Source organism: Altererythrobacter sp. Z27, from assembly GCF_052683155.1.
Genome location: NZ_JBQYMC010000001.1, coordinates 2,525,554 through 2,551,681, shown reverse-complemented (window position 1 = coordinate 2,551,681; position 26,128 = coordinate 2,525,554). Strand labels below are relative to the sequence as shown.

23 protein-coding genes and 1 tRNA gene are annotated in these 26,128 nt (G+C 63.8%); 10 read left to right on the top strand and 14 right to left on the bottom strand.

The annotated features are described in order from the left end of the window. Positions 1 to 41 precede the first annotated feature (41 nt). Genes ACUJ47_RS12355 through ACUJ47_RS12345 form a run of 3 tightly spaced genes read left to right on the top strand, consistent with a single transcriptional unit; the run spans position 42 to position 2,122 of the window. Positions 42 to 515, top strand: a complete 474-nt coding sequence (locus ACUJ47_RS12355; protein WP_445538689.1) for a hypothetical protein — start codon at positions 42 to 44, stop codon at positions 513 to 515. Between the two features lie 6 nt (positions 516 to 521). Continuing rightward, complete coding sequence (ribD, locus tag ACUJ47_RS12350; RefSeq protein WP_445538688.1) at positions 522 to 1,487, top strand: bifunctional diaminohydroxyphosphoribosylaminopyrimidine deaminase/5-amino-6-(5-phosphoribosylamino)uracil reductase RibD; 966 nt, start codon at positions 522 to 524, stop codon at positions 1,485 to 1,487. A 17-nt stretch (positions 1,488 to 1,504) separates the two neighbouring features. Further along, positions 1,505 to 2,122, top strand: a complete 618-nt coding sequence (locus ACUJ47_RS12345) for a riboflavin synthase (protein ID WP_445538687.1) — start codon at positions 1,505 to 1,507, stop codon at positions 2,120 to 2,122. 15 nt (positions 2,123 to 2,137) lie between these two features. Here the strand turns inward: ACUJ47_RS12345 and ACUJ47_RS12340 are convergent, their stop codons facing one another. The 4 genes from ACUJ47_RS12340 to ACUJ47_RS12325 all read right to left on the bottom strand — a co-directional run bounded on the left by ACUJ47_RS12340 (position 2,138) and on the right by ACUJ47_RS12325 (position 8,152). Beyond that, positions 2,138 to 5,464, bottom strand: a complete 3,327-nt coding sequence (locus tag ACUJ47_RS12340; RefSeq protein ID WP_445538686.1) for a S41 family peptidase — start codon at positions 5,462 to 5,464, stop codon at positions 2,138 to 2,140. Between the two features lie 87 nt (positions 5,465 to 5,551). Then, on the bottom strand, positions 5,552 to 6,091 hold the full coding sequence (locus ACUJ47_RS12335) for a GNAT family N-acetyltransferase (RefSeq protein WP_445538900.1): 540 nt from the start codon (positions 6,089 to 6,091) through the stop codon (positions 5,552 to 5,554). A gap of 1 nt (position 6,092) precedes the next feature. Beyond that, positions 6,093 to 7,268, bottom strand: a complete 1,176-nt coding sequence (locus ACUJ47_RS12330; protein WP_445538685.1) for an amino acid aminotransferase — start codon at positions 7,266 to 7,268, stop codon at positions 6,093 to 6,095. An 83-nt stretch (positions 7,269 to 7,351) separates the two neighbouring features. After that, a complete protein-coding gene (locus ACUJ47_RS12325) occupies positions 7,352 to 8,152 on the bottom strand; it encodes a DUF1134 domain-containing protein (protein ID WP_445538684.1) in 801 nt (266 codons plus the stop codon). 208 nt (positions 8,153 to 8,360) lie between these two features. On the opposite strand from ACUJ47_RS12325, the gene ACUJ47_RS12320 reads away from it, so the two are divergent. Continuing rightward, positions 8,361 to 8,451: transfer RNA gene (locus ACUJ47_RS12320), tRNA-Ser, on the top strand. A gap of 15 nt (positions 8,452 to 8,466) precedes the next feature. On the opposite strand, the gene ACUJ47_RS12315 is transcribed toward ACUJ47_RS12320, so the two are convergent. From ACUJ47_RS12315 to ppsA, 5 genes are all read right to left on the bottom strand, one after another. Next, complete coding sequence (locus ACUJ47_RS12315) at positions 8,467 to 10,224, bottom strand: SulP family inorganic anion transporter (RefSeq protein ID WP_445538683.1); 1,758 nt, start codon at positions 10,222 to 10,224, stop codon at positions 8,467 to 8,469. A gap of 25 nt (positions 10,225 to 10,249) precedes the next feature. Beyond that, positions 10,250 to 11,479 (bottom strand): NAD(P)/FAD-dependent oxidoreductase, encoded by a 1,230-nt coding sequence (locus tag ACUJ47_RS12310; RefSeq protein WP_445538682.1) that lies wholly within the window; start codon positions 11,477 to 11,479, stop codon positions 10,250 to 10,252. 24 nt (positions 11,480 to 11,503) lie between these two features. Continuing rightward, positions 11,504 to 11,917 (bottom strand): TIGR01244 family sulfur transferase, encoded by a 414-nt coding sequence (locus ACUJ47_RS12305; RefSeq protein WP_445538681.1) that lies wholly within the window; start codon positions 11,915 to 11,917, stop codon positions 11,504 to 11,506. 97 nt (positions 11,918 to 12,014) lie between these two features. Then, complete coding sequence (locus ACUJ47_RS12300) at positions 12,015 to 12,944, bottom strand: 1-phosphofructokinase family hexose kinase (RefSeq protein ID WP_445538680.1); 930 nt, start codon at positions 12,942 to 12,944, stop codon at positions 12,015 to 12,017. 113 nt (positions 12,945 to 13,057) lie between these two features. Then, the gene (gene ppsA, locus ACUJ47_RS12295; protein ID WP_445538679.1) at positions 13,058 to 15,490 is read right to left on the bottom strand and encodes a phosphoenolpyruvate synthase; all 2,433 of its coding nucleotides are present in this window, start codon (positions 15,488 to 15,490) and stop codon (positions 13,058 to 13,060) included. A gap of 183 nt (positions 15,491 to 15,673) precedes the next feature. On the opposite strand from ppsA, the gene ACUJ47_RS12290 reads away from it, so the two are divergent. From ACUJ47_RS12290 to ACUJ47_RS12280, 3 genes are read left to right on the top strand one after another with little or no spacing between them, the layout of a single operon-like run. Beyond that, positions 15,674 to 16,414, top strand: coding sequence for an ABC transporter ATP-binding protein (locus ACUJ47_RS12290; RefSeq protein ID WP_445538678.1), 741 nt, complete (start codon positions 15,674 to 15,676; stop codon positions 16,412 to 16,414). Beyond that, entirely contained in the window at positions 16,411 to 18,774 is a 2,364-nt protein-coding gene (locus ACUJ47_RS12285; RefSeq protein ID WP_445538677.1) for an ABC transporter permease, read from the top strand. Before ACUJ47_RS12290 ends, ACUJ47_RS12285 begins: the two co-directional genes overlap by 4 nt. After that, positions 18,774 to 19,931 (top strand): efflux RND transporter periplasmic adaptor subunit, encoded by a 1,158-nt coding sequence (locus tag ACUJ47_RS12280; RefSeq protein ID WP_445538676.1) that lies wholly within the window; start codon positions 18,774 to 18,776, stop codon positions 19,929 to 19,931. Before ACUJ47_RS12285 ends, ACUJ47_RS12280 begins: the two co-directional genes overlap by 1 nt. 6 nt (positions 19,932 to 19,937) lie before the next feature. On the opposite strand, the gene ACUJ47_RS12275 is transcribed toward ACUJ47_RS12280, so the two are convergent. Genes ACUJ47_RS12275 through ACUJ47_RS12260 form a run of 4 tightly spaced genes read right to left on the bottom strand, consistent with a single transcriptional unit; the run spans position 19,938 to position 22,167 of the window. Then, a complete protein-coding gene (locus tag ACUJ47_RS12275) occupies positions 19,938 to 20,375 on the bottom strand; it encodes a DUF6691 family protein (RefSeq protein ID WP_445538675.1) in 438 nt (145 codons plus the stop codon). Positions 20,376 to 20,379: 4 nt separating this feature from the next. Beyond that, positions 20,380 to 20,817 (bottom strand): YeeE/YedE family protein, encoded by a 438-nt coding sequence (locus ACUJ47_RS12270; protein WP_445538674.1) that lies wholly within the window; start codon positions 20,815 to 20,817, stop codon positions 20,380 to 20,382. A gap of 17 nt (positions 20,818 to 20,834) precedes the next feature. After that, entirely contained in the window at positions 20,835 to 21,764 is a 930-nt protein-coding gene (locus ACUJ47_RS12265; protein WP_445538673.1) for an MBL fold metallo-hydrolase, read from the bottom strand. Positions 21,765 to 21,786: 22 nt separating this feature from the next. Beyond that, positions 21,787 to 22,167, bottom strand: coding sequence for an ArsR/SmtB family transcription factor (locus ACUJ47_RS12260; protein WP_445538672.1), 381 nt, complete (start codon positions 22,165 to 22,167; stop codon positions 21,787 to 21,789). A gap of 378 nt (positions 22,168 to 22,545) precedes the next feature. On the opposite strand from ACUJ47_RS12260, the gene ACUJ47_RS12255 reads away from it, so the two are divergent. Continuing rightward, positions 22,546 to 23,673 carry a PAS domain-containing sensor histidine kinase gene (locus ACUJ47_RS12255; protein ID WP_445538671.1) on the top strand — a complete coding sequence of 376 codons (1,128 nt, stop codon included), beginning with the start codon at positions 22,546 to 22,548 and terminating at the stop codon, positions 23,671 to 23,673. Further along, a complete protein-coding gene (locus ACUJ47_RS12250; protein WP_445538670.1) occupies positions 23,663 to 24,280 on the top strand; it encodes a response regulator transcription factor in 618 nt (205 codons plus the stop codon). The genes ACUJ47_RS12255 and ACUJ47_RS12250 overlap by 11 nt, the downstream gene beginning before the upstream one ends. A gap of 3 nt (positions 24,281 to 24,283) precedes the next feature. On the opposite strand, the gene ACUJ47_RS12245 is transcribed toward ACUJ47_RS12250, so the two are convergent. Continuing rightward, positions 24,284 to 25,411, bottom strand: a complete 1,128-nt coding sequence (locus tag ACUJ47_RS12245; RefSeq protein WP_445538669.1) for a L,D-transpeptidase family protein — start codon at positions 25,409 to 25,411, stop codon at positions 24,284 to 24,286. A gap of 78 nt (positions 25,412 to 25,489) precedes the next feature. Here ACUJ47_RS12245 and ACUJ47_RS12240 point away from each other — a divergent pair, with 78 nt between their 5' ends. After that, on the top strand, positions 25,490 to 26,128 hold the full coding sequence (locus ACUJ47_RS12240; protein WP_445538668.1) for a murein L,D-transpeptidase catalytic domain family protein: 639 nt from the start codon (positions 25,490 to 25,492) through the stop codon (positions 26,126 to 26,128).

Here is a 26,128-nt window from a genome sequence, read left to right as displayed (position 1 = left end):
AATCTCTGGCATCGCGCGCGCTGCGGCCCTATGTTCACCCCATGCGATCGCTCCAACGTTACAATCCCGGCCCCGGCGTGGCCGATTTCTGGGACTACCTCCGGCGTCCCCAGCCCTATCGCTGGCCGATACTGATGGCCTCGACCCTTCCGGCTCTGGCCATACTGTTGTGGGCAGGCAGCGAAGCGCGCACCAAGGAGCCCGAGCGGCCCAAGGTCACCTATATCTCGACGCTCGCGGCGGATCGCAGCGACGAGGAGATCATGGCCGAGAACCTCGCCAACCAGGAAAAGCAGGACAAATTGCGCGACGAACGCGCGGTGATCGAGGCGCGCAAGCGCGAGCTCTATCGCACGTTGGGTTCGGCGACCGGCATCGACGTCGAGACGATGGAGCGCGAAGCGGTGGCAGAGCGCGCCCGCGAAGAAGCTGCCAAAGCCGCCCGGCGCGAGGAGATTCTTGCCAACCGGGTCAAGCCGGGCGCCGCCGATGCGGCGGAACGGGACGAGGACTGATTCGCCTTGATTGACGACGCGCGCTGGATGGGGGCCGCAGCCCGACTTGGCGCTCGCGCTCGTCCACTGTCTCGCCCCAACCCCGCCGTCGGATGCGTGATCGTACGCGACGGGATCGTGATCGCACGCGGCTGGACCCAGCCCGGTGGTCGCCCGCATGCCGAAGCGCATGCGCTGGCACAGCTTGGCTCCGGCGGTGCGGCAGGCGCGACCGTCTACGTCACGCTCGAGCCCTGCGCCCATCGCAGCGAGCGCGGCCCGGCCTGCGCCGATGTGCTGGCCGAAGCGTCGCCGGCACGGGTGGTGATCGGCATTGGCGATCCCGATCCGCGCACCAGCGGCAAGGGCATCACGCGGCTCGCCGATGCCGGGATCGAAGTGACCGTGCTCGACGATGCCGAGGCGCGCGAAAGCCTTGCCGGCTTCCTGGTTCGCGAGGAGCAGGGCCGCCCGCATGTAACGCTCAAGCTCGCCATGTCGCTCGATGGCTGCATCGCGCGCAAGGACGGCGAAAGCCGCTGGATCACCAGCGAGATCGCGCGCGGTCATGTCCATGCGCGGCGGGCGATGCATGATGCGATACTGGTCGGCGGCGGCACCTGGCGCGCCGATGCTCCGCGGCTCGACGTGCGGCTGCCGGGGCTAGAGGAGCGCAGCCCGGAGCGGATCGTGATGACCCGCGGGCCCGCCCCCGATGGCGTCCGCGCCATAGCCTCGCCCAATGAGATTCAGGATTTGGCGGATGTGCAATATCTCTATGTCGAAGGCGGATCGCAGGCCGCCTCTGCCTTCATCGAGGCTGACCTGGTCGACCGGCTCGAAATCTATCGCGCACCGATCCTGATCGGAGACGGGCTGCGCGCGCTCGACGATATCGGGCTCGACCGGCTAGACCATGCGCATGGCCGCTGGCGCATGGTCGAACAGCGCCAGCTTGGCAGCGACCACTTCGCCGCCTATCAGCGCGTCTGAGAAAGGGGCCAGCAGCCATGTTCACCGGGATCGTCACCGCCATCGGCACTATCGCGAAGGCAGAGCAACGCGGCGATTTGCGCCTGCGCATCGCGGGGCCGCTCGATCCCGCGCGGATCGACATTGGCGCGTCGATCGCCTGTTCGGGCGTGTGCCTGACAGTGGTCGACCGCGGCGGGGCCGCGGGCGAAGCCTGGTTCGACGTCGACGTGTCGGGCGAGACGGTCTCGTGCACTGTACCCGGCATGTGGGCCGAAGGTGCGCGGCTCAACCTCGAACCCTCGCTGCGCGTAGGCGACGAGATCGGCGGGCATATCGTGACCGGCCATGTCGATGCCGTGGGCGAGGTGTCCCGCGCCGAGCCCGATGGAGACAGCTGGCGGGTCGATATCCGCGCACCAGCAAGCCTGGCCCCCTTCATCGCACCCAAGGGCTCGATCACGGTGCAGGGCGTGTCACTGACGGTCAACGATCTGCGCGACGAGAATGACGGTGCCTGCACCTTCATGCTCAACATCATCCCGCACACCGGCGAAGTGACCACGCTGGGCGCGCTGCGCACCGGCGACAAGGTCAACCTCGAGATCGACGTGCTGGCGCGCTACCTCAAGCGGATGCAGGCGCTGGCCGGATAGGCCTGCCCGGCCCGCTCAGCGGGCTCCATCCCCCAATGGCCGCACATCCGATGCGGGCGTGCCAAGCGTCGGCAAACCGCGCGGGACAAGCGGGCGGACCGGTTCCTGCCTGATCTTCTCCTGAAGGATCGAAACCGCGGCCTGCAATTGCGCGTCCTGGCCCTGGAAGGTCGCATAGGGGCCGTTCTCGACCTCATAGTCCGGCCCAACCCCGTAACCTTCGATGATCCATTTCCCGTCGATCGAATATTGCGCGTTTTCGGCGATGCGGACTGCGCCATTGTCAGTCAGGCGGTTGCGGTCGGACAGCCAGATGCCCGCGCCTGCGGTCCGCGTTCCGACCAGCGGCCCGATGCCGAGCGACTTGACTCCGGCGGCGAAGGTCTCGCCATCGGAATAGGTCCGCTCGTCGATCAGCACCACCACATGCCCGCGATAGGCGTTCTGCATATTGGTTGTGGCGACGCCGGTGCCGCTGGGATCGGCCCAGAACGCCCATGCGCGCCGCAGCAGCATCGAGATGAGGATGCTGTCGACATTGCCGCCGCCATTGTTGCGGACGTCGATGATAAGCCCGTCCTTGTTGAGCTGCGGGAAATAGTCGCGCGCAAAGCTTGCCACATCGCCCGCCCCCATCGCCTGAAGGTGCAGGTAGCCGATCTTGCCACCCGACATCCGGTTCGTGGCCGCACGCTTGGTTTCGACGAAATCATTGTAGCTGGCGGTAACCTCGCCGCGCATGTTCATCGGTTCCACGATCGTGCTCACCGTGCCGGTTCCCCGCGCGAGATCGAGCCGGACCTGCTGGCCGGCCTTCGATCCCAGAGCGAGGCGCAGCTCGGCCAGAGAGGAGACCGGCCGGCCGTCGACACGCTGGATCACGTCACCAACCCTTGCATCGATTCCCGGCCTGCTGAGCGGCGGACGTTGCGCCACGAGATCGGCCTCGGCTTGATAGATGCTGTCAATCCGCAAGCCGCCGGCCACCGGCTTATATTGCGCGCCGAGATAGGCCATCTCGCCGTTTTCGGAATCCTCCGGCAAATCGCCCGGGCGAACCTGGCTGTGCAGGATGCCGAGTTGCGAAGCCATCTGCCCCAGGATCGTGTTGAGTTCGGCGCGGTGGCCGATCCTGCCCAGCAGCGGCTCGTGCCGCGCGCGCACCGCATTCCAGTCGACGCCACGCATCGCCGGATCATAGGCGAGGTCGCGGTGGAGCCGCCATGCGTCGACGAACATCTGGTGCCATTCTGCAACCGGATCGACCGACAGGCGCCAGTCCTTGAGCCGCACAAGATTGGGCTCCAGCTTCTCGGGCATCTTGGCCGCTGCAGGCACCAGCGACAGCACTGGCTTGCCCGGCGCTCCGGTGACGACCAGCGCCGTCTTGCGGTCGGCGGAAAGCTCTATCCCGCGCGCGCCCTTGGCGAAGGTTTCAACTTTTGGATCGCTCTTGTCGATCGCGATGGAGGCCACATCCTCGTCCATATAGGTGAAGAGGAAGTCCTTGGCTGCCAGCAGCGTGCGCCCCGCGCCCGGCTTGGCCGGGACCTTGTAGAGCCGCTCGGCAAGGCCATTCATCACGATCTTCGCCGCCTTACTCTCTTCCTTGGCATCTTTGCCTTCGGCTTCCTTGCCGCCCTTCGGCGCCGCGTCCTTGTCGCCTTCCTCCTTGTCGGTCGAACGCGTCAGCTCATTGTCTTCGCGGAAGCGGAATTCAGCGGAAGGATCGAGCTGGAGCGCGTAGATCTCGCCGCGATCGGGAAAGGACACGCCCATGTTGCGATCGCCCCACGGGTGGCCGGGCGTGGGAGCGAAGTTGCGATCCGAGATGAAATAGAGCCATGCCCCGTCATGCGCAAAGGCGGGTGCATAGTCGTTATATTTGCCCGACGTCGCCTTGACCCGCGCGCCAGTGGCGAGGTTCTGGACATAGATATCGGCTGTGTTGCCGCCATTCTCGCGCGAAGTTTCGGCATAGGCGATGTGCGAGCCATCGGGTGAAAACACGACGCCCGAAAAGGGCGTGTCATCGCCAGTGTCGTTTTTCGCAAGCAGGGTGGCTTGCCCGGTTGCGACATCGACTTTCTGCAGGCGCGACTGGATGTCCCAGACGATGATCGTCTTGGCATCGGGCGCCACTGCGAACGACCAGATATGCGCGTCATATCCCTTGGTGACGGCGATCGGCTGGCCCGATCCGTCCGCGGGCATGCGATAGAGATCGCCGCGTTCGCCCTGGTCGAGGATCAGGAAGAGCTGATCGCCCTTGGGTCCGGCCACCGCTTCGCGCGCGCGGGCGTCCATCGGTGTCGCGAATTCGACGCGCCGCAACTGCTTCGGAGCACCGAGCGCGACGCGCCCGCGCGCCACAACCGCAACGCTTTCGCCTGATGGTGAAATCCGCGCCGCTTCCAACAGGCCCAGCGGATCCTCGATCGAGCGGATCCGCGTCTGTTCGCGATCGGTGATTATGTCGAGCGCGAGTTTCCTGAGCGTGCCCGCCGCAATCGAATAGACATGCAGGTCAGCGCCGTTCTGCAGGAAGATCTCCCCTGCATCGATGCTCGCCTGCAGCACCGGGAAAGGCATTTCCGGCGAGTGCTGGACCACGCCGGTTCCGTCTTCCGCGACCGACCAGATTGCATCAGCCCCGCTCTTGTCCGAGACGAAATAGATGCGGCCGCCATAGGCCATGGGCTGGCGGATCGGTGCGCCGAAATCGGCGAGCAGCTGGGTCGCTTCTTCGCGGGCACCGCTATCCCACTTCCACAGCTGCGCCATGCCGCCGCCGCGATACAGCACGGCATTGTCGCGCGCGCGAGCGGTCAATCCGCGGCGCGAGAAGAAGATCGTGCGGCCGTCCTGCCCGAATGTCGCATCGTTCGCCCGCCAGAGCGGGATGGGATCGGCCGCGCCGCCGCGCGGGTCGACGGTGTAAAGGACTTCGCCCTGCCCGCCGCCTGCCATGCGCGATGAAAAGATGACCTTGCCGTCGGGCGTCCAGCCGACGGTCCGAAGGCCGCTACCTTCGAATGTCAGCCTGCGCGGCGCGCCGCCTGCCACCGGCATTACATAAACGTCCTGCCCGCTGTCATAGCTGGCGTTGAAGGCCACCATCGTGCCGTCGGGCGAAAGTGCGGGGTCGGTTTCTTCCGCTTCATGGTTGGTCAGGCGCACGGCGCTGCCGCCGATGCGCGAACTGCGCCACAGATCGCCTTCGCTGGCGAATACCAGCACGTCGCCTCTTGCGCTGGGATATTGGTAGAACCCTTCCTCCGCTGCGGCGGAAGATGCGGCGAGCGCGACAAGGCTGACGGCGATCGTACGGAAGCAATTCATGCGGCTGATACCCCTGATTCAATTGGCATCAGCATGGGGAACTGCTTTTAGGCTGGCAAGGCCTTCAACGGCCTATCCAAAGGCCAATCACCCGGCCAGCGGCCCCCTGGCGAAGCTCTCGCGGGTGATCTCGTAGACGACATGCTGCACCGGGCGGCCTTTGTACTCGACATGCTCGACCCTGTCGGTGAGCATCCCGCCGATCTTTTCCATCGCCTTGCGGCTGCGCCAATTAGCCGAGCCAACGCGAAACAGCACGCGCGGCACACTTGCGAGCGCATGCGCCAGCATCAGCCGCTTCAACTCGCGGTTGAAGGCGCCGCCCCAATATTCGCGCGCAAGATAGGTCCAGCCGATCTCGACCGCGTCGGGATCGATGGAATCGGGCCGGAACTGCGAGCTGCCGATGATCCGCCCGCTCGCCCGGTCGGTTACGACCAGTGCACCACCACTGTTCAGGCCTTCGTCGAAAAAGGAACGAAACACGTCGGGCTGCCAGCGATCGCCGATCGGATGCTGCTCCCACAGCAGCGGATCCGATGCCACGCGGAAAAGCGCGTCGCGATCATCGCTTGCCAGCGGCCGCAGCAGCAACCGCTCCCCTTCAAGGACCGGCTGCCGGTCCATCTCAGCCGGTGACCGCAGCAATCGCGGCGATAAACTTGTCGATATTGCCCATCGTCAAGCCGGCTATGTTGATGCGGCCCGAACCGGCCATGTAGATCGCGTGTTCTTCGCGCAGCTGCTTCACCTGTTCGGGCGTGACCGGAAGCATGGAGAACAGGCCGTTCTGGTGAGCGAGCGGCGCAAGATCCACGCTGCCTGCCATTCCGGCCTGGCCCAGCCGCTCGCGAACCTGCCGCATGCGCTGGCGCATCTGGGTCAGCTCGTCGAGCCATAGCTCGGTCAGCGCCGGATCGCGCAGGATGATGCGCGCTGCGGCACCGCCATGATCGGGCGGCATCGACCATGCTGCACGGGCCAGCGCATTGGCGTTGGAGAATACGGTGTCGAGATCCTCCGGCTCGCGCGTCATGGCGTAAAATGCGCCCACGCGGTCACGATAAACGCCGAAATTCTTGTCGCAACTATAGGCGATGAATGCTTCGGGCACGGCGGCGAGCACGCGGCGCAGGCCATAGGCGTCTTCCTCCATCCCGTGGCCAAGCCCCTGATAGGCGAGGTCGATGATCGGGAATGCGCCGCTTTCGGTAAAAGCGTCCGCAATCGCGTTCCACTGCTCTGCCGTGTAGTCGATCCCGGTGGGATTGTGGCACGCGCCGTGGAGCAGGACTGCCGCATCGGAACCGGCGCTGCGAATCGCATCGAGCACGGCATCGAGATCGGCAGTGCCGTCTTCGCGGGCATGGTTGAACCACACCACGTCCAGCGAAATGTCGTTGAGGATCTGCGCGTGGTTGGGCCAGCTGGGCTTGCCAAGGTGGAGCTGCTTCACACCGGCCTTCTGCGCCAGCGCCACCGCCAGCCGCACCGCGCCGGTGCCGCCGGGGGTCTGCATGCCGGTGATACGGCCGCCCATGGTTGCATCCGAGCCGAAGATATGCGGCATCAGCGCGTTGACGAAGCCCATGTCGCCTTCGGGGCCGAGATAGGACTTGCTGTCCTGCTGATCGACCAGGATCTGCTCGGCCTTCTTCACCGCCGCGAACACCGGCGTATCGCCTTGCCCGGTGCGATAGACGCCGACGCCAAGGTCGATCTTGTCAGTGCGCGGGTCGGCGGCGTGGAGCTTGATGAGCGCGAGCAGCGCGTCAGGGGCTTGCGGTGTGAGTCGTTCGAGCATGGGGTGCGCCATGCAACGAGACGCGAAGGGCCGCAACAGGGAATCCCTGTTGCGGCCCAGTGCGACCCACAGGTGGGATCAAGTCAGAAAGGCAACCAGCGCTGCTTCTTCGAAAATTTCATGTAGCCGGCGTTGATGCCCAGCCGCAGCCCGGCGCCGACCCGGATCGGGATCAGCACGATGTCGCCCTTGCGCATGTAGCTGACGTGCAGCCCGCCGACGAGATAGGCCTGGCCCTCGCCCGCCGGGAAACGCTCGTAAAGCTCCTCGGAATCGTAGAGGTTGTAGACCAGCACGAATGTGTTCGCGGCATTGGCTCCGGCATCGAAACCGATCGACGGGCCAGTCCAATAGACCGGACGGTTGCCTTCGACCTTGTGGTGCAGCGTGCCCGAGCCATAGCGCACGCCGATTGCGAAAGCGCCGCCCGCTTCGCGCCCGACGATATAGGCATTGGGCTCGCCCTGCTTGCTCAGCAGGTCTTCGATCACCTTGGCCAGCCCTTCCGCGCCCTTGCCGAAGACGCCTTCGGCCGCGCCGATCAAATCGTCCTCGCCATAGGTGGTTTCGCTGCCCTGCGTCGCAGTGGCAGTCTCCACGGCAGGCGCGGCTGCATCGGCCGTTCCCTCTGCCGGAGGAAGTTGCTGCGCTTCCTGTGCCCCTTCCGCACCGAAGGCGACCAGATCGTTTCCGGTCTGGTCGGCAGGTGCTGGCGGTGTTTGCGCTTGCGGCGCGGCCAGATCGCCATCGATCGGAGCGTCATAGGCGCTGTCGGGATCGATCGACTGGAGCTCTTGCGCAACCGAAGGAGCCGCGGCCAGCGCGAATCCTGCCGCCAGCGCGATGCCGATATGTTTGAAATACCCGGTGAGTGTGTTCTTCATTGTCTCTGCCCGGCCCATGGTTGGGCCCTTCCAATTTGCATCAGAATCCTATGCTGGCGGCTCGACAATTGCGCGGCGGTGAACCGAATCGAAAATGCGGCGAAGCGAGTCCAAAGGGCGGCATGCGCTTTTTTGCGCGAGATACTTGCCGCTTCAACTTCGCAGCTTTATAGCGCGCCCCTCGCAGCCGGAAATGCATGCGTCTTGCGGAGACGTGGGTGAGTGGCTGAAACCAGTTCCCTGCTAAGGAACCGTACTCTATCAGGGTACCGAGGGTTCGAATCCCTCCGTCTCCGCCACCGACTTTCAAACGATCAGATCATGCCGCGGGCAAGGTAATGATCGTTGGGCGGCGGCGGCTCCCCGGTGTCCTGCGATAGCTCGGCAAAGGCGCGGTTCTGCGACAGGAATAGCCGACCGTTGAGTTCGTCGAGGAAATGGGTGCGCCCGAGCCGATCGGTCACCGGGCCTTTCACTTCGGAAAGGTGCAGCCCGATTCCGGCATCGCCCAGGCGATGATTGATCGCCTCAAGGCTTTCGAGCCCGGAAGCGTCGATCTCGTTCACTGCGCTGCACATCAGGATCACGTGGCGTACCGCCGGCCTTTCGGCGACTTGCTCAAGCACATATTCCTCAAGCCAGCGGGCGTTGAGATAGGTCAGGCTCTCGTCGATCCGGATCGAAAGCACATGCGGCACGGTGAACACCTTGTGCCGCTCGACATTGCGGAAATGCTCGGTTTCCGGCACCCGCCCCACAATCGCAGCATGCGGGCGGCTGGCGCGCCACAGGTAAAGCAGCAGGCCTACCGCCACGCCCGCGATCACACCGAGTTCGACCCCAGCGAGCAGGGTGATTCCGATCGTGGCGATATGCGCCGCGAAATCGGCCTTGGAATAGCGCCACAGCTGGCCCGGGGTCTTGAGGTCGACCAGGCTCAGCACTGCAACGATGATCGTCGCCGCCAGCGTGGCGACCGGCAGGTTGAACAGCAGCGGGGTAAGGAACAGCGAAGCCAGCGCAATGCCGACCGCGGTGTATGCCCCCGCCGCAGGCGTTTCTGCACCCGCATCGAAATTGACCACCGAGCGGGCGAAACCGCCTGTCACCGGATAACCGCCCGAAAAGGCGCTGGCGATGTTCGAAGCGCCCAGCCCGATCAGTTCCTGGTCAGGCGAGATGCGCTGGCGGCGCTTGGCGGCGAGCGTCTGCGCCACGGACACGCTTTCGACGAAACCGATGATCGAGATGAGGAGCGCGGGCACCCACAATTGCTGGATCAGCGACAGATCGGTCGACGGCACGGCAAATGGCGGCAGCCCTTGCGGCACCGCACCCACCAGCTTCACGCCCTTGTCCGCAAGGCCGAGGCTGACCACCGCAAGGATCGTCAGCACCACGGCGACGACCGGGCCGGCCTTGGCCGCGATATCCGCACCGCGCGCGGACATTCCCACGGCTTGCAACGCCGGCTTCGCGCCCTTGCGGACCCAGAACAGGAACAATGTCGCCGGGACACCGATCGCCAGCGTCCACATATTGGTATCGCCAATCGTCGAAGCGAGCCCTCCTAACATGTCGGGCCAATTGTCGCCGCCCGCCTTCACGCCAAGGATATGCTTGAGCTGGCTGGTCGCGATAAGGATACCGGAAGCGGTGATGAAGCCGCTGATAACCGGGTGCGACAGCAGGTTCGCAAGGAAACCGGCGCGCAAAATGCCCAGAATGGCCAGCATGATGCCTGACAATGCCGCCAGCGTGATCGCCGCTTCGAGATATTCCGCGGTGCCCTGCGCGGCCACTGCGCCAGCGGCAGATGCCGTCATCAGCGAAACCACCGCAACCGGCCCCACGGCCAGCGTGCGGCTGGTGCCGAAAATGGCGTAGGCGACGAGCGGCAGGATCGAGGCATAGAGCCCCACCACCGGCGGCAACCCCGCCAGCAGCGCATAGGCAAGGCTTTGCGGGATCAGCATGATGGTGACGATCACCGCCGCCATCAAATCATTGGTTAGCACCCCCCGATTATATGTCCGGCCCCATTCGAGGATCGGGAAATAGCGTGCGAGCATCGCGAGGCCTTTCGGTGATTGCGAGTCAGTGAGCGATCATGTTTCCGGGCCCGGCGAGCCACTCGCGGCCCTTCAACATCCCGTTCCAGTATATCCAAGGCAAGGCATCCGCCTTGAGCATCCATGACAGGCGCTGGGCCTTGGTGCCGTCGATCAGCCAGGTCGGGAAGCTGGGCATCAACTTGCCGCCATAACCGAACTCCGCCAGCACGATCTTGCCGCGTTCGACGGTTAGCGGGCACGAACCATAGCCGTCATAGCCGGCAGTCGGCCCCTTGCAGTCAAGCTGGCGCAATGCATTCACGGCAACCACGGGAGCCTGCTTGCGCGCCGCCGCGGCGGTCTTGGCATTGGGCATCGATCCGGCATCGCCCAATCCGAATACGTTCGGATAGCGCACATGCTGCAGCGTGTGCTGGTCGACATCGACGAAGCCGCTTTCGGCCGCCAGCGGGCTGTCGGCAAGGAATTGCGGTGCGACCTGCGGCGGCACGACATGCAACATGTCGAAATCGCACATCACTTCGCCTGCTTCGGTCTTGAATGTCGCCTTCTGCGCCGGGCCATCGACAGCAACGAGATTGCTGCCGAGTTTCAAGCCGATGTGATACTTTTCGACATATTCCATCAGCGCGGGGACATAGTCGGCGACGCCGAACAGCACGCCACCGGCATTGCGGAATTCAACCTCGATATCCCCCAGAACGCCGCGCTGCAGCCAGTGATCGCACGAAAGGTACATCGCCTTTTGCGGCGCGCCGGCACATTTGATCGGCATCGGCGGCTGCGTGAAGATCGCGCGGCCCTTCCGCAATTGCTGGACCAGCTGCCAAGTATAGGGTGCCAGGTCGTAACGATAGTTGGACGTAACGCCATTCTTGCCCAGCGTTTCTTCCAGCCCGGCAATCTTCTCCCACGCCAGCCGGATGCCCGGAGCCACGATCAGCAGCTCGTAGCGGATCGTTGAACCGTCCTGCAGCGTGACCTGATTGTTCTCGGGCTGGAAACTGGCGGCGGCGGCCTTGATCCAATCCACGCCCTTCGGCATGACCCTGCTCATCGGGCGCACCGTGACTTCGGGTTCGAAAACGCCTCCGCCAACCATGGTCCAGCCCGGCTGGTAGGCATGGACTTCGGACGGCTCGATAATCGCTATGTCGAGCGAGGGGCGACGCTTGAGCATCGATGCGGCAGTGGCGATCCCCGCGGCGCCGCCGCCGACAATCACGACTTCATGGGATTGCGAAGTGGGCATGGGAATTCTCCTGACTTGGGACGCTCAATCGCCCAGCCTGCCGGCCAGGCCAGACAGGTCATATCCGGCAGCACTCGCAAGGCCCAGCCGGTCGGATGCGCTGCGCCCTTCGGGATTGGCAAGCGTTTCCAGAGTGATCGAGCGCGTCCCGGTGCGGCAATAGGCCATGACCGGGCCGTCTGCCGCTTGGCGAACGGCACGAAAGGCATCGATCGCGGCATCAGGGAACTGCCCGCCGCTGACGGGAATGTGATGGAAGGCAAGGCCCGCGCTTTCCGCCGCGGCGCGCATTGCATCGACGCCCGGCTGTCCGTCGTCTTCGCCGTCCGGCCTGTTGCAGATGACGGCGACGAAACCTTGTCGGGCCAGCTCCGTCATATCGCTTGGCTGCAATTGCGGAGCCACCGCAAATCCGGGTTCGACCTGGCGTATGTCCATTGCAGCTTTCCTTACCTAAGCATTGTTGAGCCGAGCATATCTGCACAAGACCGGAGCGCAAGCTTGCTGAGGCGGCGTCACTCAGCGATGCAATCACCTAGCCCGTTTCGATCTGCGCAAAGATCCTTCTTGTGTCTTCCGCGTGGGCCAGGCCCGTTCCGGCAGTGATCAGGGCGGCGGTGCCGCCGGCTATGCCGAGCCGGAAAGCGTCGAAGTCGCTTCGTCCGCTTGCAAGGCCATACACCATGGCAGCTACGAAGCTGTCGCCCGCACCCACCGCGCTGGCGGTTTCGACTTTTGGCGCCTCGCAGCGCCATATTCCGTCGGCACTGGCGAGAACGCCACCATCCGCGCCCATCGTCACCGCCACGAGCCGCGCGCTGCCCTGACTTGCAATGGATTGCGCGGCCTCGCCGATCGCTTCGGGATTGGAAAGTTCCTTGCCAACCAAGTGCTGGAACTCCTTGAGGTTGGGCTTGATCAGCTCATGTCCTCCGGCGCCCAGCCCTTCGGTTAGTGCTGCCCCCGAAGTGTCGAGCACTGTGCGAATTCCCCGCCGTTGGACGACAGTCGCAGCCTGTGCGTAGAAATCGCTCGGCGCGCCAAGCGGTAGCGACCCGCTCATGACCAGATAGTCGCATTCCAGCGCGTCGATCTTTTCGAGGCAGGCCTGCCACTCGCTTTCGCTGACTTCCGGGCCAGCCGGGACGACGCGAAACTCCTTTCCGCTGCCATTTTCGAGGATCGTGGTGCTGACCCGCGTGTGCCCGGCGATCGCCACACGTTCGCGCACCAGCTGGTGCAGGTCCAGCAGCGCGTCGAGCGCAATCCCGGTGGGCCCGCCCGACAGGTAAAGACAGCGCGCATTGCCGCCCATGCGCACGAAGACCCGCGCGACATTGATCCCCCCGCCGCCGGGATCGGCCTGTTGTGGCGGCGCGCGCAGCTTGTCGGTCGGCTCAAGCCGGTCGACGACATAGGCCAGGTCGATAGTGGGATTGAGCGTCAGCGTGGCGATATTCAGCATGGCGCGGCGGCACCTCGAAAGCTTGCACTCTGCCGCGCACGGAATATCGGCAGCGCAGTGTGATTTTTCCGAAGCTTAGCCATTTGACAGGCTGTTGCCACCCCCGAACCCGATCAGTTAATAACCTTGGTGCCGACAATCTGCCTGTTTTCCCGGTTTGCCTTGTGGAGTGCCTCTTCGGCATGGGCGACATGCTTCTTCACCGCCACGAAACTGTCCGGCGTAACCGAGATCGAATCGATGCCGCATTCGACCAGGAATTCCGCGAATTCCGGATCGTCGCTCGGTGCCTGGCCGCAGAGACCCACAGGGATGCCGCAATCATGCGCTTCGGCGATCACGCGGCGGATCATCCAGCGCACTGCCGGATCGCCCGCGTCGAATTCATCGGCAAGCAAATCTGAATCGCGATCGATGCCGAGCACCAGCTGAGTCAGATCGTTGCTGCCGATCGAGAACCCGTCGAATTTTTTTGCAAATTCGCGAGCAAGGATCACATTGCTGGGCACTTCGCACATCATCAGCACCTCAAGCCCGCCTTCGCCCCTGGCGAGTCCGTTCTTCTCCATTTCGGACAGCACCTGGTCAGCCTCGCCAGTCGTGCGGCAGAACGGCACCATGACCGCGACATTGGAAAATCCCGTTTCCTGCCGCAGCTTGCCAATGGCCCGGCACTCGAGCGCAAAGGCAGCACGGAACAGAGGCGAGGCATAGCGCGAAGCCCCGCGAAAGCCGATCATTGGGTTTTCCTCGACCGGCTCGAAGAAGCGGCCCCCAACCAGATCGGCATATTCGTTTGTCTTGAAATCGCTGAAGCGGATGATCACCCGCTTTGGGTGCATCAGCGCCGCGATGCGCGCCAAGCCCAAGGCCAGCTGTTCGACGTAATATTCCGCAGGTTCGGCATATCCGCGCGTCAAACGCGCGATCTGGTCGCGTTCGCCGCGATCCTTCACACGGTCGGGCTCCAGAAGGGCCATCGGATGCACTTTGACATGGTTGGCAATGACGAACTCCATCCGCGTCAGGCCAACGCCATCCGCCGGAAGCTTCCACCAGCGATAAACCGCAGCGGGATCCGCCAGGTTTAGCATCACATGCGTATGGGTTTCGGGAAGATCGGCGAGGTCGATTTCCTTCTCGCGGATCTCGGCGCGGCCATCATGGACAAGCCCGGTTTCGCCCACGGCGCAATTCACCGTCACTACCTGGCCATCAGCAAGGCTCGTGGTCGCATCCCCGCAACCGACTATCGCCGGAACGCCCAGCTCACGGCTGACGATGGCGGCATGCGATGTGCGCCCACCATGGTCGGTGACGATCGCTGCTGCGCGCTGCATGATCGGCACCCAGTCCGGGTCAGTGAACCCGGTAACCAGCACCGCCCCATCGACGAAGTTGTCGATCTTGCTGGCATCCTCGATCCGGCACACAGTCCCGCTTGCCGCAAGCGAACCGATCGCCTGCCCGCGCGCGAGCACGCGCCCCGCGTTCCTGACCTCCACTTCGCGCAGCAGGTCGCTCCGCTCATGCACGCGCACCGTTTCCGGGCGCGCCTGGACTATGAAGAGCTCTCCATCGGGCCCGTCCTTGGCCCATTCCATATCCATCGGGCAGCCATAATGCCGCTCGATCGTCACCGCCCATCCTGCCAGCTGCAGTATCTCTCGGTCGCCCAGCACCAGCCGCTCGCGATCATGATCCGGGGTAGCTCGCGACTGCGTGCCTTTGCCATTGTCGGCGTAGACGAGCATCCGCTGCTTGGCGCCGCATTGCTTCTTTATGATCGGAACGAGCGCCGGATTGGCCAACAAGGGCTTGAACACATGGTATTCGTCAGGCTCGACGGTTCCCTGCACCACATATTCCCCCAACCCCCAGGCGGCGCTGATGAGCACGACCTTGTCGAAGCCGGTCTCGGTATCGATGGTGAACATCACGCCTGACCCGGCGCTGTCCGAACGGACCATGCGCTGCACCCCGATCGACAGCGCAATCGCATCATGGCCGAAGCCCTTCAGCTCGCGATAGGCGATCGCGCGATCGGTGAAGAGCGAAGCGAAGCAGCGCCTGCAGGCATCGAGCAGCTCGGCTTCGCCGCGGACGTTGAGGAAGCTTTCCTGCTGCCCCGCAAAGCTTGCATCGGGCAAATCCTCCGCTGTCGCGCTCGACCGCACAGCCACGCCCGCCGCTTCCCGGCTGTCGCGCGCCGCAAGCTCGCGATAGGCCGAGGTGATGGCATGCGAGATATCGTCAGGCCATTCGGCAGCCAATATCGCATGGCGGATGGCAGCCCCGGCGTCGCTCAGGCTCGCTTTGCGAGCGTGGAATTCCTGCATCTTTTCCGAAATCAGCTTGTCGAGCAGGTTTGCGGCAAGGAAGCGGCGATATGCCGCTGCAGTGGTGGCAAAGCCCGGCGGGACATTGATGCCCTTGCCGACCAGCGATCCGATCATTTCGCCGAGCGAAGCGTTCTTGCCGCCGACAATCGGGACGTCATCCCGCGTCAGCGTTTCGAACCACCTTATTGTCTGATCGCCACCCATCGCCCCTCCAATGGAAATTCTCCGCGCACCCGGCGGAAGCGAAGCTAGATGCGCGAAGCCCTGCCGGTCACTACGCAATCCTCCCGAGGCGGAGGCAGAATGCAGGCGCGCGCACCGGTAACGATTTGGCCAATGTGGGGATTTCCGTAGCGCGGGCATCGATCGGGCTGCTAATGCAAGCAAATGCAGGGCCCGCCACAAGCCGACCTGACAGGAGGACATCCGCCTGCCTTCACGGGCAGGGGGCTGCGCAAGACCTACATCACTGGCGAAACGCAGGTGCATGCACTGCGCGGGGTGGATTTCGAGATTCACAAAGGCGAAGTGCTGGTGTTGCTTGGCCCATCGGGCAGCGGCAAATCGACTCTTCTGAACATCGTCGGCGGGCTCGACCGGCCAACCGAAGGCACGCTCCATTACGAAGGCGTCGAACTGACCGCACTCGACGATGCCGATCTCACCCAGTTCCGGCGGCGGCAGATCGGTTTCATTTTCCAGTTCTACAACCTCATCCCCAGCCTGACTGCGGAGGAGAATGTCCGGCTGGTCACCGACATCGCCGAACAACCCATGGACCCGGCACAGGCGCTTGAACTGGTGGGGTTGGCAGAACGGCGGGCGCATTTCCCCGCGCAGCTTTCCGGCGGCGAACAGCAAAGGGTTGCGGTGGCGCGCGCAATCGCCAAGCAACCGGGCGTGCTGCTGTGCGACGAGCCAACCGGCGCGCTCGACAGCGAAACCGGCGTGCGCGTGCTCGAAACGCTCGATCGCGCCAATCGCGAGCTTGGAACGACATTGATCCTGATCACGCACAATGCCGGCATCGCCGCCATGGCCGACAGGGTGTTCCATTTCCTCGACGGGCAGATCGCCCGGATCGAGGAGAATAGCCGCCGCATCGCACCCTCGGAGATCAGCTGGTGAAGGCGCTCGACCTCATGCTACTGCGCGACCTGTGGCACATGCGCGGGCAGGCGCTGGCCATTGCCGTCGTGCTGGCTGCGGCCTCGGCCACCTTCATCCTGTCGATGGGTGTCCACGGTTCGCTCATGATGACGCGCGACGCCTATTACGCGCGCAATCATTTTGCCGATGTGTTCGCGCAGATGACGCGCGCACCGCGAAGCGTGGTCGACCGCGTCGCGCAGATCGATGGTGTGCAACAGGCGCAGGGCTCGATCATCCAATATGCGATCCTCGATATGCCGGGACGGGTCGATGCCGTGCGCGCGCTGATGCAATCGGTTGACGATCGCGGGCAGGACCAGCTTAACCGCGTTACGCTCAAGTCGGGCCGCATGCCTTCGCCCGACCAGCCGGGCGAAGTGGTGGTGGATGAGGCTTTCGCTCAGGCCAATGACATCGGCCCCGGCAGCGAGATCGACGCGATCATCTATGGCAACAAGCAGCGGCTCAAGATCGTGGGCGTTGGCTTGGCCCCCAATTACATCAATGCGCTCGCCCCGGGTGACATCATTCCCGATGACACGCGTTTCGGGATATTCTGGATGGGCCAGAAGGCGCTCGAAGCTGCGACCGACCGGACCGAAGCAATCAACTCGCTATCGGTATCGTTGCAGCACGGCGCGTCGGAAGCCGATGTGATCCGTGGCATCGATCGCCTGCTCGAACCCTATGGCGGCACGGGCGCCTATGGCCGCGAAGACCATTTGAGCCACCAGTTTCTGCAGAGCGAGCTCGACCAGCTGGAAGCCATGGTGAAAGTCATTCCGCCGGTCTTCCTGCTGGTGTCGACCTTCCTCGTCTACATCGTGCTGGGGCGCATGATCCGCACCCAGCGGTCGCAAATCGGGCTGCTCAAGGCGTTCGGCTATTCCGGAGCGGCAATCGGCTGGCATTACCTCAAATTCGCGCTCGCCATCGCCGCGCTGGCCACGCTGATCGGCAGCGGGGCTGGCATATGGATGGGGCGCGCGATGACGGCGCTCTATGCCGAATATTACCACTTCCCCTTCCTGCGTTTCAGCTTCGACCCCCTGGTCTTCGTCGGGGCCGCCGGGCTGGCAATCGGCTCGGCGTCGCTCGGCGCGCTGAGCGGGGTGTGGAACGCGGCGCGGCTCAGCCCGGCGGTCGCGATGTCGCCGCCGCCGCCGCCGATCTATCGCGCCGGGGCAGTCGAGCGGCTTGGGCAAAAGGCCGGTTTCTCCGCCATCGGCCATATGATCGCGCGGCATATCGCACGCTGGCCCGCCCGCTCCGCGCTGACGGTGAGCGGCGTGGCGATATCGATGGGGCTGCTCTTCTCGACACTGCAATTCATCGATTCGAGCCAATACATGCTCGAGAGCTACTTCTTCCGTTCGCAGCGGCAGGACATCTCCGTGACCTTCACCGAACCGCGCAACGAAGACGTGCTCTACGAATTGCGCCAGATGCCAGGCGTCTTGCGGGTCGAACCGATCCGCGGGCTCAGCGTGGAAATGCGCAACGGCAATCTTCGGGAACGGACCGCGCTGGAAGCGACGACGCCGGGCTCGATCCTGACCTCGCGGATCGACCAGGACGGCGCGTTGATCGACATGCCGCCCGGTGGCCTGATGCTGAGCCGCCAGCTCGCTCGCCAGCTGGATGTGCAGGCGGGAGATGTGGTGCGGGTCAAAATGCTCGGCGGGCGACGAACCGAAGCCGTTCTGCCAGTCGGTGCGGTGGTGGACGAATTCATCGGCACACGCGCCTATGCCACCGACAAGACCATCGGCGAACTGGCCCGAGACGGTGCACCGGTTGGCGCTGCGCTCCTGCTGATCGATCCATTGCAACGCGAGGCGCTGTTGACCGAGCTCAAGGCGATGCCCGCCACGCTCAGTATTGGTGACCGCGACATGGAGATGGAACGCTTCACCACAATGATCGACGACAATATCAACACCATGGTCCTGTTCTACATTGCCTTCGCATCGGCAATCGCGGTGGGGGTGGTGTACAACAGCGCGCGGATCCTGTTCTCCGAACGGGCGCATGAATTGGCGACATTGCGCGTGCTGGGCTATCACCGCAGCGAGGTTGCCCTGGTGCTGGTCGGCGAGATCGCCCTGCTGGTGGTCGTGTCGGTACCCTTCGGGCTACTCATAGGTTACTGGATGGCGCAGCTGATGATGATGATGTTCAGTTCCGATCTCTTCCGCCTGCCCTTTGCGCCGACCAGCGCGACCTATGCCTATTCGGCGATCGTCGTGCTGATTGCTGCCGGAGTCACCGCCGTGGTGGTGGCACGGCGCGTGATGCGGCTCGACATGGTCCGCGTCCTGAAGGCGCGCGACTGATGCGCGAGCTGATCATGAAATGGCGCTGGGCGATCCTGATAGCGGCGCTTCTGGGCATCGGGCTGCTCTATGGCCTATGGCCGGAATCAACGCCGGTCGATGCGGGCGAAGTGTCTCGCGGCGAAATGTCGGTCGGCATCACCGATGATGGCGTGACCCGTGCCGAGGAGTTCTACGTCGTGTCGGCGCCTGTCACGGGCTATCTGGAACGGATCGAACTGGAACCGGGCGACAGCGTTGCGCGCGGCGCGCTGATCACAAGGATGACCGGCCGCCCCTCCTCGCCGCTCGACGAACGCAGCCGCGACGAAGCGCGCGGCGCTCTGGCAGCAGCAGTGGCCGCAGAAGCGGGTGCGAGTGCATCCATGGCGCAGTCGACCCGCGACCTCGAACGGGCCGAAGCGCTGGCGGAAAGCGGGTTCGTTTCGAAAGCCCAGCTCGAAGCCGCGCGCACGCGGGTCGCCACCGACAAATCGGCAGTGGCACAGGCGCGGGGCGAAATCGCGCGACTGCGGGCGATGATCGCCAATCCCGACGGGCGCGGATCCGGAGCGCCGGTGCCGGTACGCGCCCCGGCCGGAGGGAAGATCCTGTCGGTCATCAACGAGAGCGAAGGCGTGATCGCGGAAGGCACTCCGCTCGTCACAATCGGCAACCCCGACGCGATCGAACTGGTGGTGGACCTGCTTTCGCGCGAAGCGGTGAAGGTCAAGCCGGGCGACCGTGTTTCCGTGACGCAATGGGGCGGACCCGAGCCGCTGGCAGGCCGGGTGCAAAGGGTCGAACCCTTTGGACGGCTCAAGATTTCGGCACTCGGCATCGAGGAACAGCGGGTCAATGTGATCATCGACCTGATAGACCTGTCGGTGGCGCAGGCTGCGCGGCTTGGCCATGGCTATCAGATCGACGCTACCATCGAATTGTGGCGCGACGAGAATGCATTGCGGGTCCCCATCGGTGCCCTATTCCGCGGCCCCAAGGGCGAATGGCAGGTTTTCGCCATCGAAGATGGCCGGTCCCGCGTTAGGACGGTCGAACTGGGCCAGATCAATGACGAGTACGCTCAGGTCCTGGGCGGGCTCGCGCAAGGCGACCAGGTTGTGCTCAACCCCGGCAATACCGCGGAGGACGGCAGCCGCGTCGCCCCGCGCGAATAGGCCCGATCAGATTGCCGGCTGGCCGCGGTGCTGCAAGTCGGACGTCAGCCGGTGCAGCCACATGCCCGCGAGCATCGCCGCCACGAACACCACAGGTTGCCAATTTCCATAGACCAGCCCGGCAATCGCCGGTCCGGGGCAATAGCCCGCCAACCCCCAGCCCGCGCCGAAGATCGCCGCCCCGGTGATCAGCTGCCGGTCGACAATCCGGTTCTCGGGAATGTGGAACTTTGTGTGCATGATGGGGCTGCGCAAACGGCGCGAGAGCACATAGGCAATCGCCGCCGGAATCATCGCGCCGCCCATGACGAAGGCGAGCGCAGGGTCCCAGTTCCCGAACAGGTCGAGAAAACCGATCACGCGGGCGGGATTGATCATGTCGGACAGGGCAAGGCCGGCCCCGAACAGGATGCCGGTTACAAGGGCGATGATTGTCTGTCGCATGGCGTCAGCCTCCCACCATGAAGCGCGCCAGTGCCACAATGGCAAACCCGGCAAGCATGAAGGTTACGGTTGCCGCAAGCGAACGCGGCGAGAGGCGCGATACGCCGCAGACGCCATGGCCGCTGGTACAGCCATTGCCCATCCGCGTTCCGAAACCGACCAGTACACCGGCGGTCACAAGGATCGGGATCGACGAAGTGACGATCACTTCGGGCTGGCGCAGCGAGGCGCTGACCAGCCAGGCGCCGATCGGAAGCCCGACGACGAAGGCAAGCGCCTGCAGGCGCGGCGTGCCGCTGTCAGCAATGCCGACCGCGCGCGCGATCATGCCGCTGATCCCGGCGATACGACCTGAAAAGAGCAGCAGAACCGCAGCGGCAAGTCCGATCAGCAAGCCGCCCGCAAGGGCGGTCAACGGATCGAGGGGAGCTAATGTAGACATCTGGCCTGGCTCCTTTCTTACAGAGTGTTGAGCGGCAGCTTGAGGTAGCGTGTGCCATTGCTCTCAGGCTCGGGCATGTGGCCCGCGCGCATGTTGATCTGGATCGAAGGCAGGATCAGGCGCGGCATGTCGAGCGTCGCATCGCGCGCAGTCCGCATGGCGACGAAGTCCTCTTCTGCTACCCCGTCATGAACGTGGATATTGCCTTCACGTTCGGCTCCGATGGTGGTTTCCCAAGCGAAAACGTTACGCCCCGGCGCCTTGTAATCGTGGCACAGGAACACGCGCGTCTCGGCAGGGAGTTCCATCAACCGCCGGATCGAACGGAACAGGGTGCGCGCATCTCCACCCGGGAAATCGGCCCGAGCCGTGCCATAGTCGGGCATGAACATCGTATCGCCGACGAATGCGGCATTGCCGATCAGGAAGGCGAGATCGGCCGGCGTGTGCCCGGGCACATGCAGCGCGATGATGGAGATCTCGCCCAGTTCGAGCGTCTGGCCGTCATCGACCAGCAGGTCGAACTGCGAACCGTCACGCGCGAAATCGCTGCCTTCGTTGAATACCTTCCCGAACACGTTCTGCACGGTCAGGATTTCGCGGCCGATCACGATCTCGCCGCCTAGCTTTTCCTGCAGATAGGGCGCAGCCGACAGGTGATCCGCATGGGCATGCGTTTCCAGCAAATATTTGATCGATAGTCCGTGGGAGCGGACGTATTCGATCATCTCATCAGCGGACTCTGTCGAAGTGCGTCCGGAAGGCTGGTCGAAATCGAGCACCGAATCGACGATGGCCGCCACCTTGGTCGCAGGGTCATGCACCACATAGCTCGCGGTAAAGGTCGGCTCGTGGAAGAAGCCCTTCACGATCGGGGCCGCACTTTCACCGCCGAGGACGGTGCGAACCTGCTCGATTGCCTGGTTGAGGTGGGAATCCTTGCTCATCGTTCTCGTTCCTGTTCCTTGGTCAGAAATTGGTCGGGGCTGAGCCTAATTGCGTAAGGGCGGCGCCCCGCTCGCTCGTGGCCCCTGCGGCGTCGCAAAAAATGTCATGCAGAGTGTCGAGCAGGCGCCCTGCCCTCGGGTCTGCAACCCGGTAGAGCAGCGTCTGCGCTTCGCGCCGATACGCCACTAGGCCTTCGGCTCGCAGCTTCGCCAAATGCTGCGAGAGGGCGGATTGGCTCAGCCCGATACGCAGTGCCAGTTCGCCAACCGGCAATTCGCCGGCCTCTGCCAGATGGCAAAGGATCAGCAAGCGCGGGCGGCTCGAGAGCATGGCCAGATACTCGGCGGCCTTGCCCGCATTGGCGCGCATCGCATCAAAACTGGTGAGGTTGCTCGACTCCATGCGCTCTATATATAAGCCTTCACTAATTTAGCAAGTGCTAATATATTGGCGGATGCAGGAATGGATAGGCCGCCCCGGCCTACCTTTGGGGGCAATAGGCCGGGGCGGCGTTGCGGCCAACCGGGTCGCAAGGTCAGCCTTGCAGGAGAATGCGGCGCGGGATCGCTTTCGCACCGACTCGCCCTGTATCTTCAAATCTACCGTCGGTCCGCGCTCGGCCCGATACGGAAACTTCCTTATCTTCGAGCGTGGCAGAATCCGGGTCACCCTGTGCCGCGCATGCGGCGCGCGTCCTAATGTGCTAAGTGACTTGCGCTTTGGCCCGACTATTGTGGGATGCGCGATGCCGCACACGAACATGACCGCAGGAAAGCCAGCATGCCCGGCATGATCGCGGAAAGCGAAGGCAACCTCCACGCGCTCATCGATACGGTGCCCGACGCTATGGTGGTCATCGACGAGGAGGGCTCCATCCTTTCATTCAGCACCGGCGCGGAACGCATGTTCGGCTATGCGGAAGCCGAAGTGGTCGGCCAGAACGTCAGCCTGCTGATGGCGCAACCCGATCGCGACCAGCACACTGGCTATATCGAGCAATATCTCGTCACTGGCCGGGCGCAGATAATCGGCACAAGCAGGGTCACTACGGCTCGCCACCGCGACGGGCACAGCTTTCCGATCAATTTGGCAGTGGGAGAGCTCAAACGAGGAAGCCAACGCGGCTTCGTCGGCTTCATGCGCGACCTGACGGAGAGCCGCCAAACCGAGCGTGAGCTTCATACGCTGCAGGCCGAACTGGCGCATGTTTCACGCATCTCGTCGATGGGTTCGCTAGCGACTTCGCTCGCGCATGAACTCAACCAGCCGCTCACGGCGGTGGTCAATTACTCCAATTCTGCACGCGACCTGTTGGACGATCCAACACCTGCCAATCTGGATCTGGCGCGTGAGGCAATGGAAGAATGCGCCCGCGAGGCGATCAGGGCTGGCCAGATCGTCCACCGCTTGCGCGACTTCATCGCGAGCGGCGAAACCGAGCGCCAGATCGCCAGCCTTCGGCGCATCATCCAGGAAGGCGCGGCGCTCGCGCTGATCAACGGCGACGGCAGGGGTGTCGACTTCGAGACCGAATTCGGCGCCAGGTTCGACAAGGTCCTGGCGGACTCGGTCCAGTTGCAACAAGTCGTCGTCAACCTGCTGCGCAATGCGCTCGAGGCAATGTCCGACGCCACCCGCAAGCAGCTGCGCATCATCGTGCGCGATGCGCCATCGGGCTTTGTCGAGGTCGTTATCGCCGACAGCGGCCCCGGCCTCTCAAGAAGCGTTGCCGAGCGCCTGTTCAGCCCATTCAACAGCACCAAGGCGCAGGGCATGGGGTTAGGATTGTCGATCTGCCATACAATCATCGCGGCGCATGGCGGAAAGATCTGGGCCGAGCCTTCGGATCTTGGCGGGGCAGCCTTCCATTTCACCTTGCCGCTCGCGGAGGCCGACGATGGAGAATAGTGAACATCCGATATATCTGGTCGACGACGACGAGTCGGTCCGCCGGTCGGTCGGCTTCATGCTCAAGACCTCCGGCTTCAAGGTCGAATCCTATGTCGGCGGGTCCGAGTTCCTGTACGATGCGCGCCAGCTTGAACCGGGCTGCGTACTGCTCGACATCCAGATGCCAGAGGTTGGCGGCCTCGAAGTACAGCAACAGCTGCAGGAGCACGGCCTCGCCTTCCCCGTAATCGTCATGACCGGGCATGGCGACGTGAACATCGCAGTGCAGGCTATGAAGGCCGGTGCGGTCGATTTCATCGAGAAGCCCTTCGCCAAGGAGGCGCTTCTGGACGCCCTGAGCGAAGGCTTCGAGCGGCTCGAGCGCAGCGATCTCAGGACCACCCGGCGCGAGGAAGCCCGATTGCGGCTCAACGGCCTTACCGCGCGCGAACGCGACGTGCTGGAAGGGCTGGTGGCCGGGCATCCGAACAAGACGATCGGCTACGATCTCGGAATCAGCTCGCGGACCGTCGAGATCCACCGCGCCAATCTGATGCGCAAGCTCGATGTGACCAATCTTTCGGACCTGCTGCGCATCGCCTTTGCGGCCGGGGTCGGCGATTGATCCTCAATCGGGCAAATTGGCCCTGATCGCTCCATCGCGGTTGTAGATGTCGGGCAGAACCTCGACCCCGCCGGCACTGTCGCGCACTGCCGTGAAATAGGTGATGTAGACTGGCACGGGCCTGGCGAGGCTGACTGTGGTCGTCTTGCCCGAGGCGACGATACTGTCCACTTCCTCCCTCGTCTTCACGCCTTCAAGCAGGGTCGCCGCATAACCGATGGCATCGCCTGTGCGGATGCAACCATGGCTGAAGGCACGCACTTCCTCCTCGAACAAATTCTTGTTCGGCGTGTCATGCATATAGACGGAGAAACGGTTGGGCATCACCAGCTTCATCTGGCCGAGCGCATTGTTCGGCCCGGGCCGCTGGCGATACTGGCCATTGCTCCAGACATAGCCCCGCTCTCGCGCGAGCGCGGGATTTCGCCGGACAAGCGCCCCCACGCTCTCGCGAACGATGCTGGCGGGGATTTCCCACCAGGGATTGAGGATCACCCCTTCGATCGTGGCGTTGAACACCGGGGTCGGGGTCGACTTTTTCCCTACGATCACTCGCCATGTTCCTGCCTGCGTCCCGTCGCGCCACAGGCCCGCTTCGAACCGCGCAGCATTGACCAGCACATAGTCGCTGCCCAGCGATCGCGGCATCCAACGCCAGCGCTCCATATTGCGCGCGATCGCCTTGCGCCGATCCGCATCGGTCTCGTTCGCAAGCGCTGTCTTGAGCGCGGAATACTCGACATGCGCCGGGCGCAGCAGGGCGAAGTACGTGTCGAGCGTGTCGTCCTCGACCGCCTGTTCGAGCATAGGTTCGAGCGCGATCTCGCGGTCGCTGTCGATGATATTCCATCCTGCCCGCTCGGCCTGGGAAGCCGATCCCAGCAGGTGCGCACGCGCCAGCCGCAGCGCCAGCATCGTCGCTTCGTCATCGATCTGCTGCTGGTCGGCCGCAGCCACGGCGCGATCGAGCGAGGCCGAAGGCAACTTCGGCAAGGCATCGAGCGGCGCCGAATCGACCCAGCGCTTGAGCGTGGCGACGTCGCTGGATGACCATGTGCTGTCGTTCGCCTGCGCCGATGCGGCGGCAGTCGAGATCAGCAGCGCAGTCGTCGCAATAAGGCTTCGCTTCATCCGTGAATCCGTCCCTTTGGCTTGCCGGAGCATATGTCCGCACCCACATTAACGCAAAATGAGACACGGGATCGCACCATGAAACTCAACCGACGCCACTTCATTGGCGCCTCGATCGCCACGACGGCAGGATTGGCCGCGCCGCTAACGCGGGCCGCGCCGAACACCCCGCCAGCACTGCCTCCGGTGCCTGCCCAGCCCATGCTGGCCGAGCCGCCTGCCTTGCTCCAGCAGGCACTGGCCGCACTCGACAGGCACGGCGCAGACATCGCGCTGCGCGACCGTTTGGGCATCGCGGATTTCTCCGAGCATTCGAAGGAAATGCGTTTCCACATGGTCGACATTGAGGCCGGAAAGATCGATCGGTCGTACCTGGTTTCGCACGGCAGGGGTTCGGACCCGGGCAACACCGGGTTCGTCCAGCGCTTCTCCAACCGGCCCGGTTCGAATGCGTCCTCTAAGGGCAGTTTCCTCACTGGCGACGCCTATTACGGGAAGCACGGGCGTTCGCGCCGCCTTCACGGGCTCGAAGAGCAGAACGACCATGCCTTTGCCCGCGCAATCGTGATCCATGGCGCAAACTATGTCGATCGCGACATGGCGATCGACCAGGGGCGGATCGGGCGCAGCCTCGGCTGTTTCGCCTTCGAGCAGAGCGAAATCGACGAAGTGCTCGAATTGCTTGGCCCGGGCCGCTTGCTGTTCGCGGCGGGCTGA

What these genes read in the sequence shown, in the direction of transcription:
- ACUJ47_RS12355 (WP_445538689.1), top strand. Translation starts at nt 42, where the DNA reads ATGCGATCGCTCCAACGTTACAATCCCGGCCCCGGCGTGGCCGATTTC.
- ACUJ47_RS12260 (WP_445538672.1), bottom strand. Translation starts at nt 22,167, where the DNA reads ATGGAGTCGAGCAACCTCACCAGTTTTGATGCGATGCGCGCCAATGCG.
- ACUJ47_RS12305 (WP_445538681.1), bottom strand. Translation starts at nt 11,917, where the DNA reads ATGGACATACGCCAGGTCGAACCCGGATTTGCGGTGGCTCCGCAATTG.
- ACUJ47_RS12255 (WP_445538671.1), top strand. Translation starts at nt 22,546, where the DNA reads ATGCCCGGCATGATCGCGGAAAGCGAAGGCAACCTCCACGCGCTCATC.
- ACUJ47_RS12265 (WP_445538673.1), bottom strand. Translation starts at nt 21,764, where the DNA reads ATGAGCAAGGATTCCCACCTCAACCAGGCAATCGAGCAGGTTCGCACC.
- ACUJ47_RS12345 (WP_445538687.1), top strand. Translation starts at nt 1,505, where the DNA reads ATGTTCACCGGGATCGTCACCGCCATCGGCACTATCGCGAAGGCAGAG.
- ACUJ47_RS12315 (WP_445538683.1), bottom strand. Translation starts at nt 10,224, where the DNA reads ATGCTCGCACGCTATTTCCCGATCCTCGAATGGGGCCGGACATATAAT.
- ACUJ47_RS12275 (WP_445538675.1), bottom strand. Translation starts at nt 20,375, where the DNA reads ATGCGACAGACAATCATCGCCCTTGTAACCGGCATCCTGTTCGGGGCC.
- ACUJ47_RS12325 (WP_445538684.1), bottom strand. Translation starts at nt 8,152, where the DNA reads ATGAAGAACACACTCACCGGGTATTTCAAACATATCGGCATCGCGCTG.
- ACUJ47_RS12330 (WP_445538685.1), bottom strand. Translation starts at nt 7,268, where the DNA reads ATGCTCGAACGACTCACACCGCAAGCCCCTGACGCGCTGCTCGCGCTC.
- ACUJ47_RS12335 (WP_445538900.1), bottom strand. Translation starts at nt 6,091, where the DNA reads ATGGACCGGCAGCCGGTCCTTGAAGGGGAGCGGTTGCTGCTGCGGCCG.
- ACUJ47_RS12270 (WP_445538674.1), bottom strand. Translation starts at nt 20,817, where the DNA reads ATGTCTACATTAGCTCCCCTCGATCCGTTGACCGCCCTTGCGGGCGGC.
- ACUJ47_RS12240 (WP_445538668.1), top strand. Translation starts at nt 25,490, where the DNA reads ATGAAACTCAACCGACGCCACTTCATTGGCGCCTCGATCGCCACGACG.
- ACUJ47_RS12280 (WP_445538676.1), top strand. Translation starts at nt 18,774, where the DNA reads ATGCGCGAGCTGATCATGAAATGGCGCTGGGCGATCCTGATAGCGGCG.
- ppsA (WP_445538679.1), bottom strand. Translation starts at nt 15,490, where the DNA reads ATGGGTGGCGATCAGACAATAAGGTGGTTCGAAACGCTGACGCGGGAT.
- ACUJ47_RS12290 (WP_445538678.1), top strand. Translation starts at nt 15,674, where the DNA reads ATGCAGGGCCCGCCACAAGCCGACCTGACAGGAGGACATCCGCCTGCC.
- ACUJ47_RS12310 (WP_445538682.1), bottom strand. Translation starts at nt 11,479, where the DNA reads ATGCCCACTTCGCAATCCCATGAAGTCGTGATTGTCGGCGGCGGCGCC.
- ACUJ47_RS12300 (WP_445538680.1), bottom strand. Translation starts at nt 12,944, where the DNA reads ATGCTGAATATCGCCACGCTGACGCTCAATCCCACTATCGACCTGGCC.
- ACUJ47_RS12340 (WP_445538686.1), bottom strand. Translation starts at nt 5,464, where the DNA reads ATGAATTGCTTCCGTACGATCGCCGTCAGCCTTGTCGCGCTCGCCGCA.
- ACUJ47_RS12250 (WP_445538670.1), top strand. Translation starts at nt 23,663, where the DNA reads ATGGAGAATAGTGAACATCCGATATATCTGGTCGACGACGACGAGTCG.
- ACUJ47_RS12245 (WP_445538669.1), bottom strand. Translation starts at nt 25,411, where the DNA reads ATGAAGCGAAGCCTTATTGCGACGACTGCGCTGCTGATCTCGACTGCC.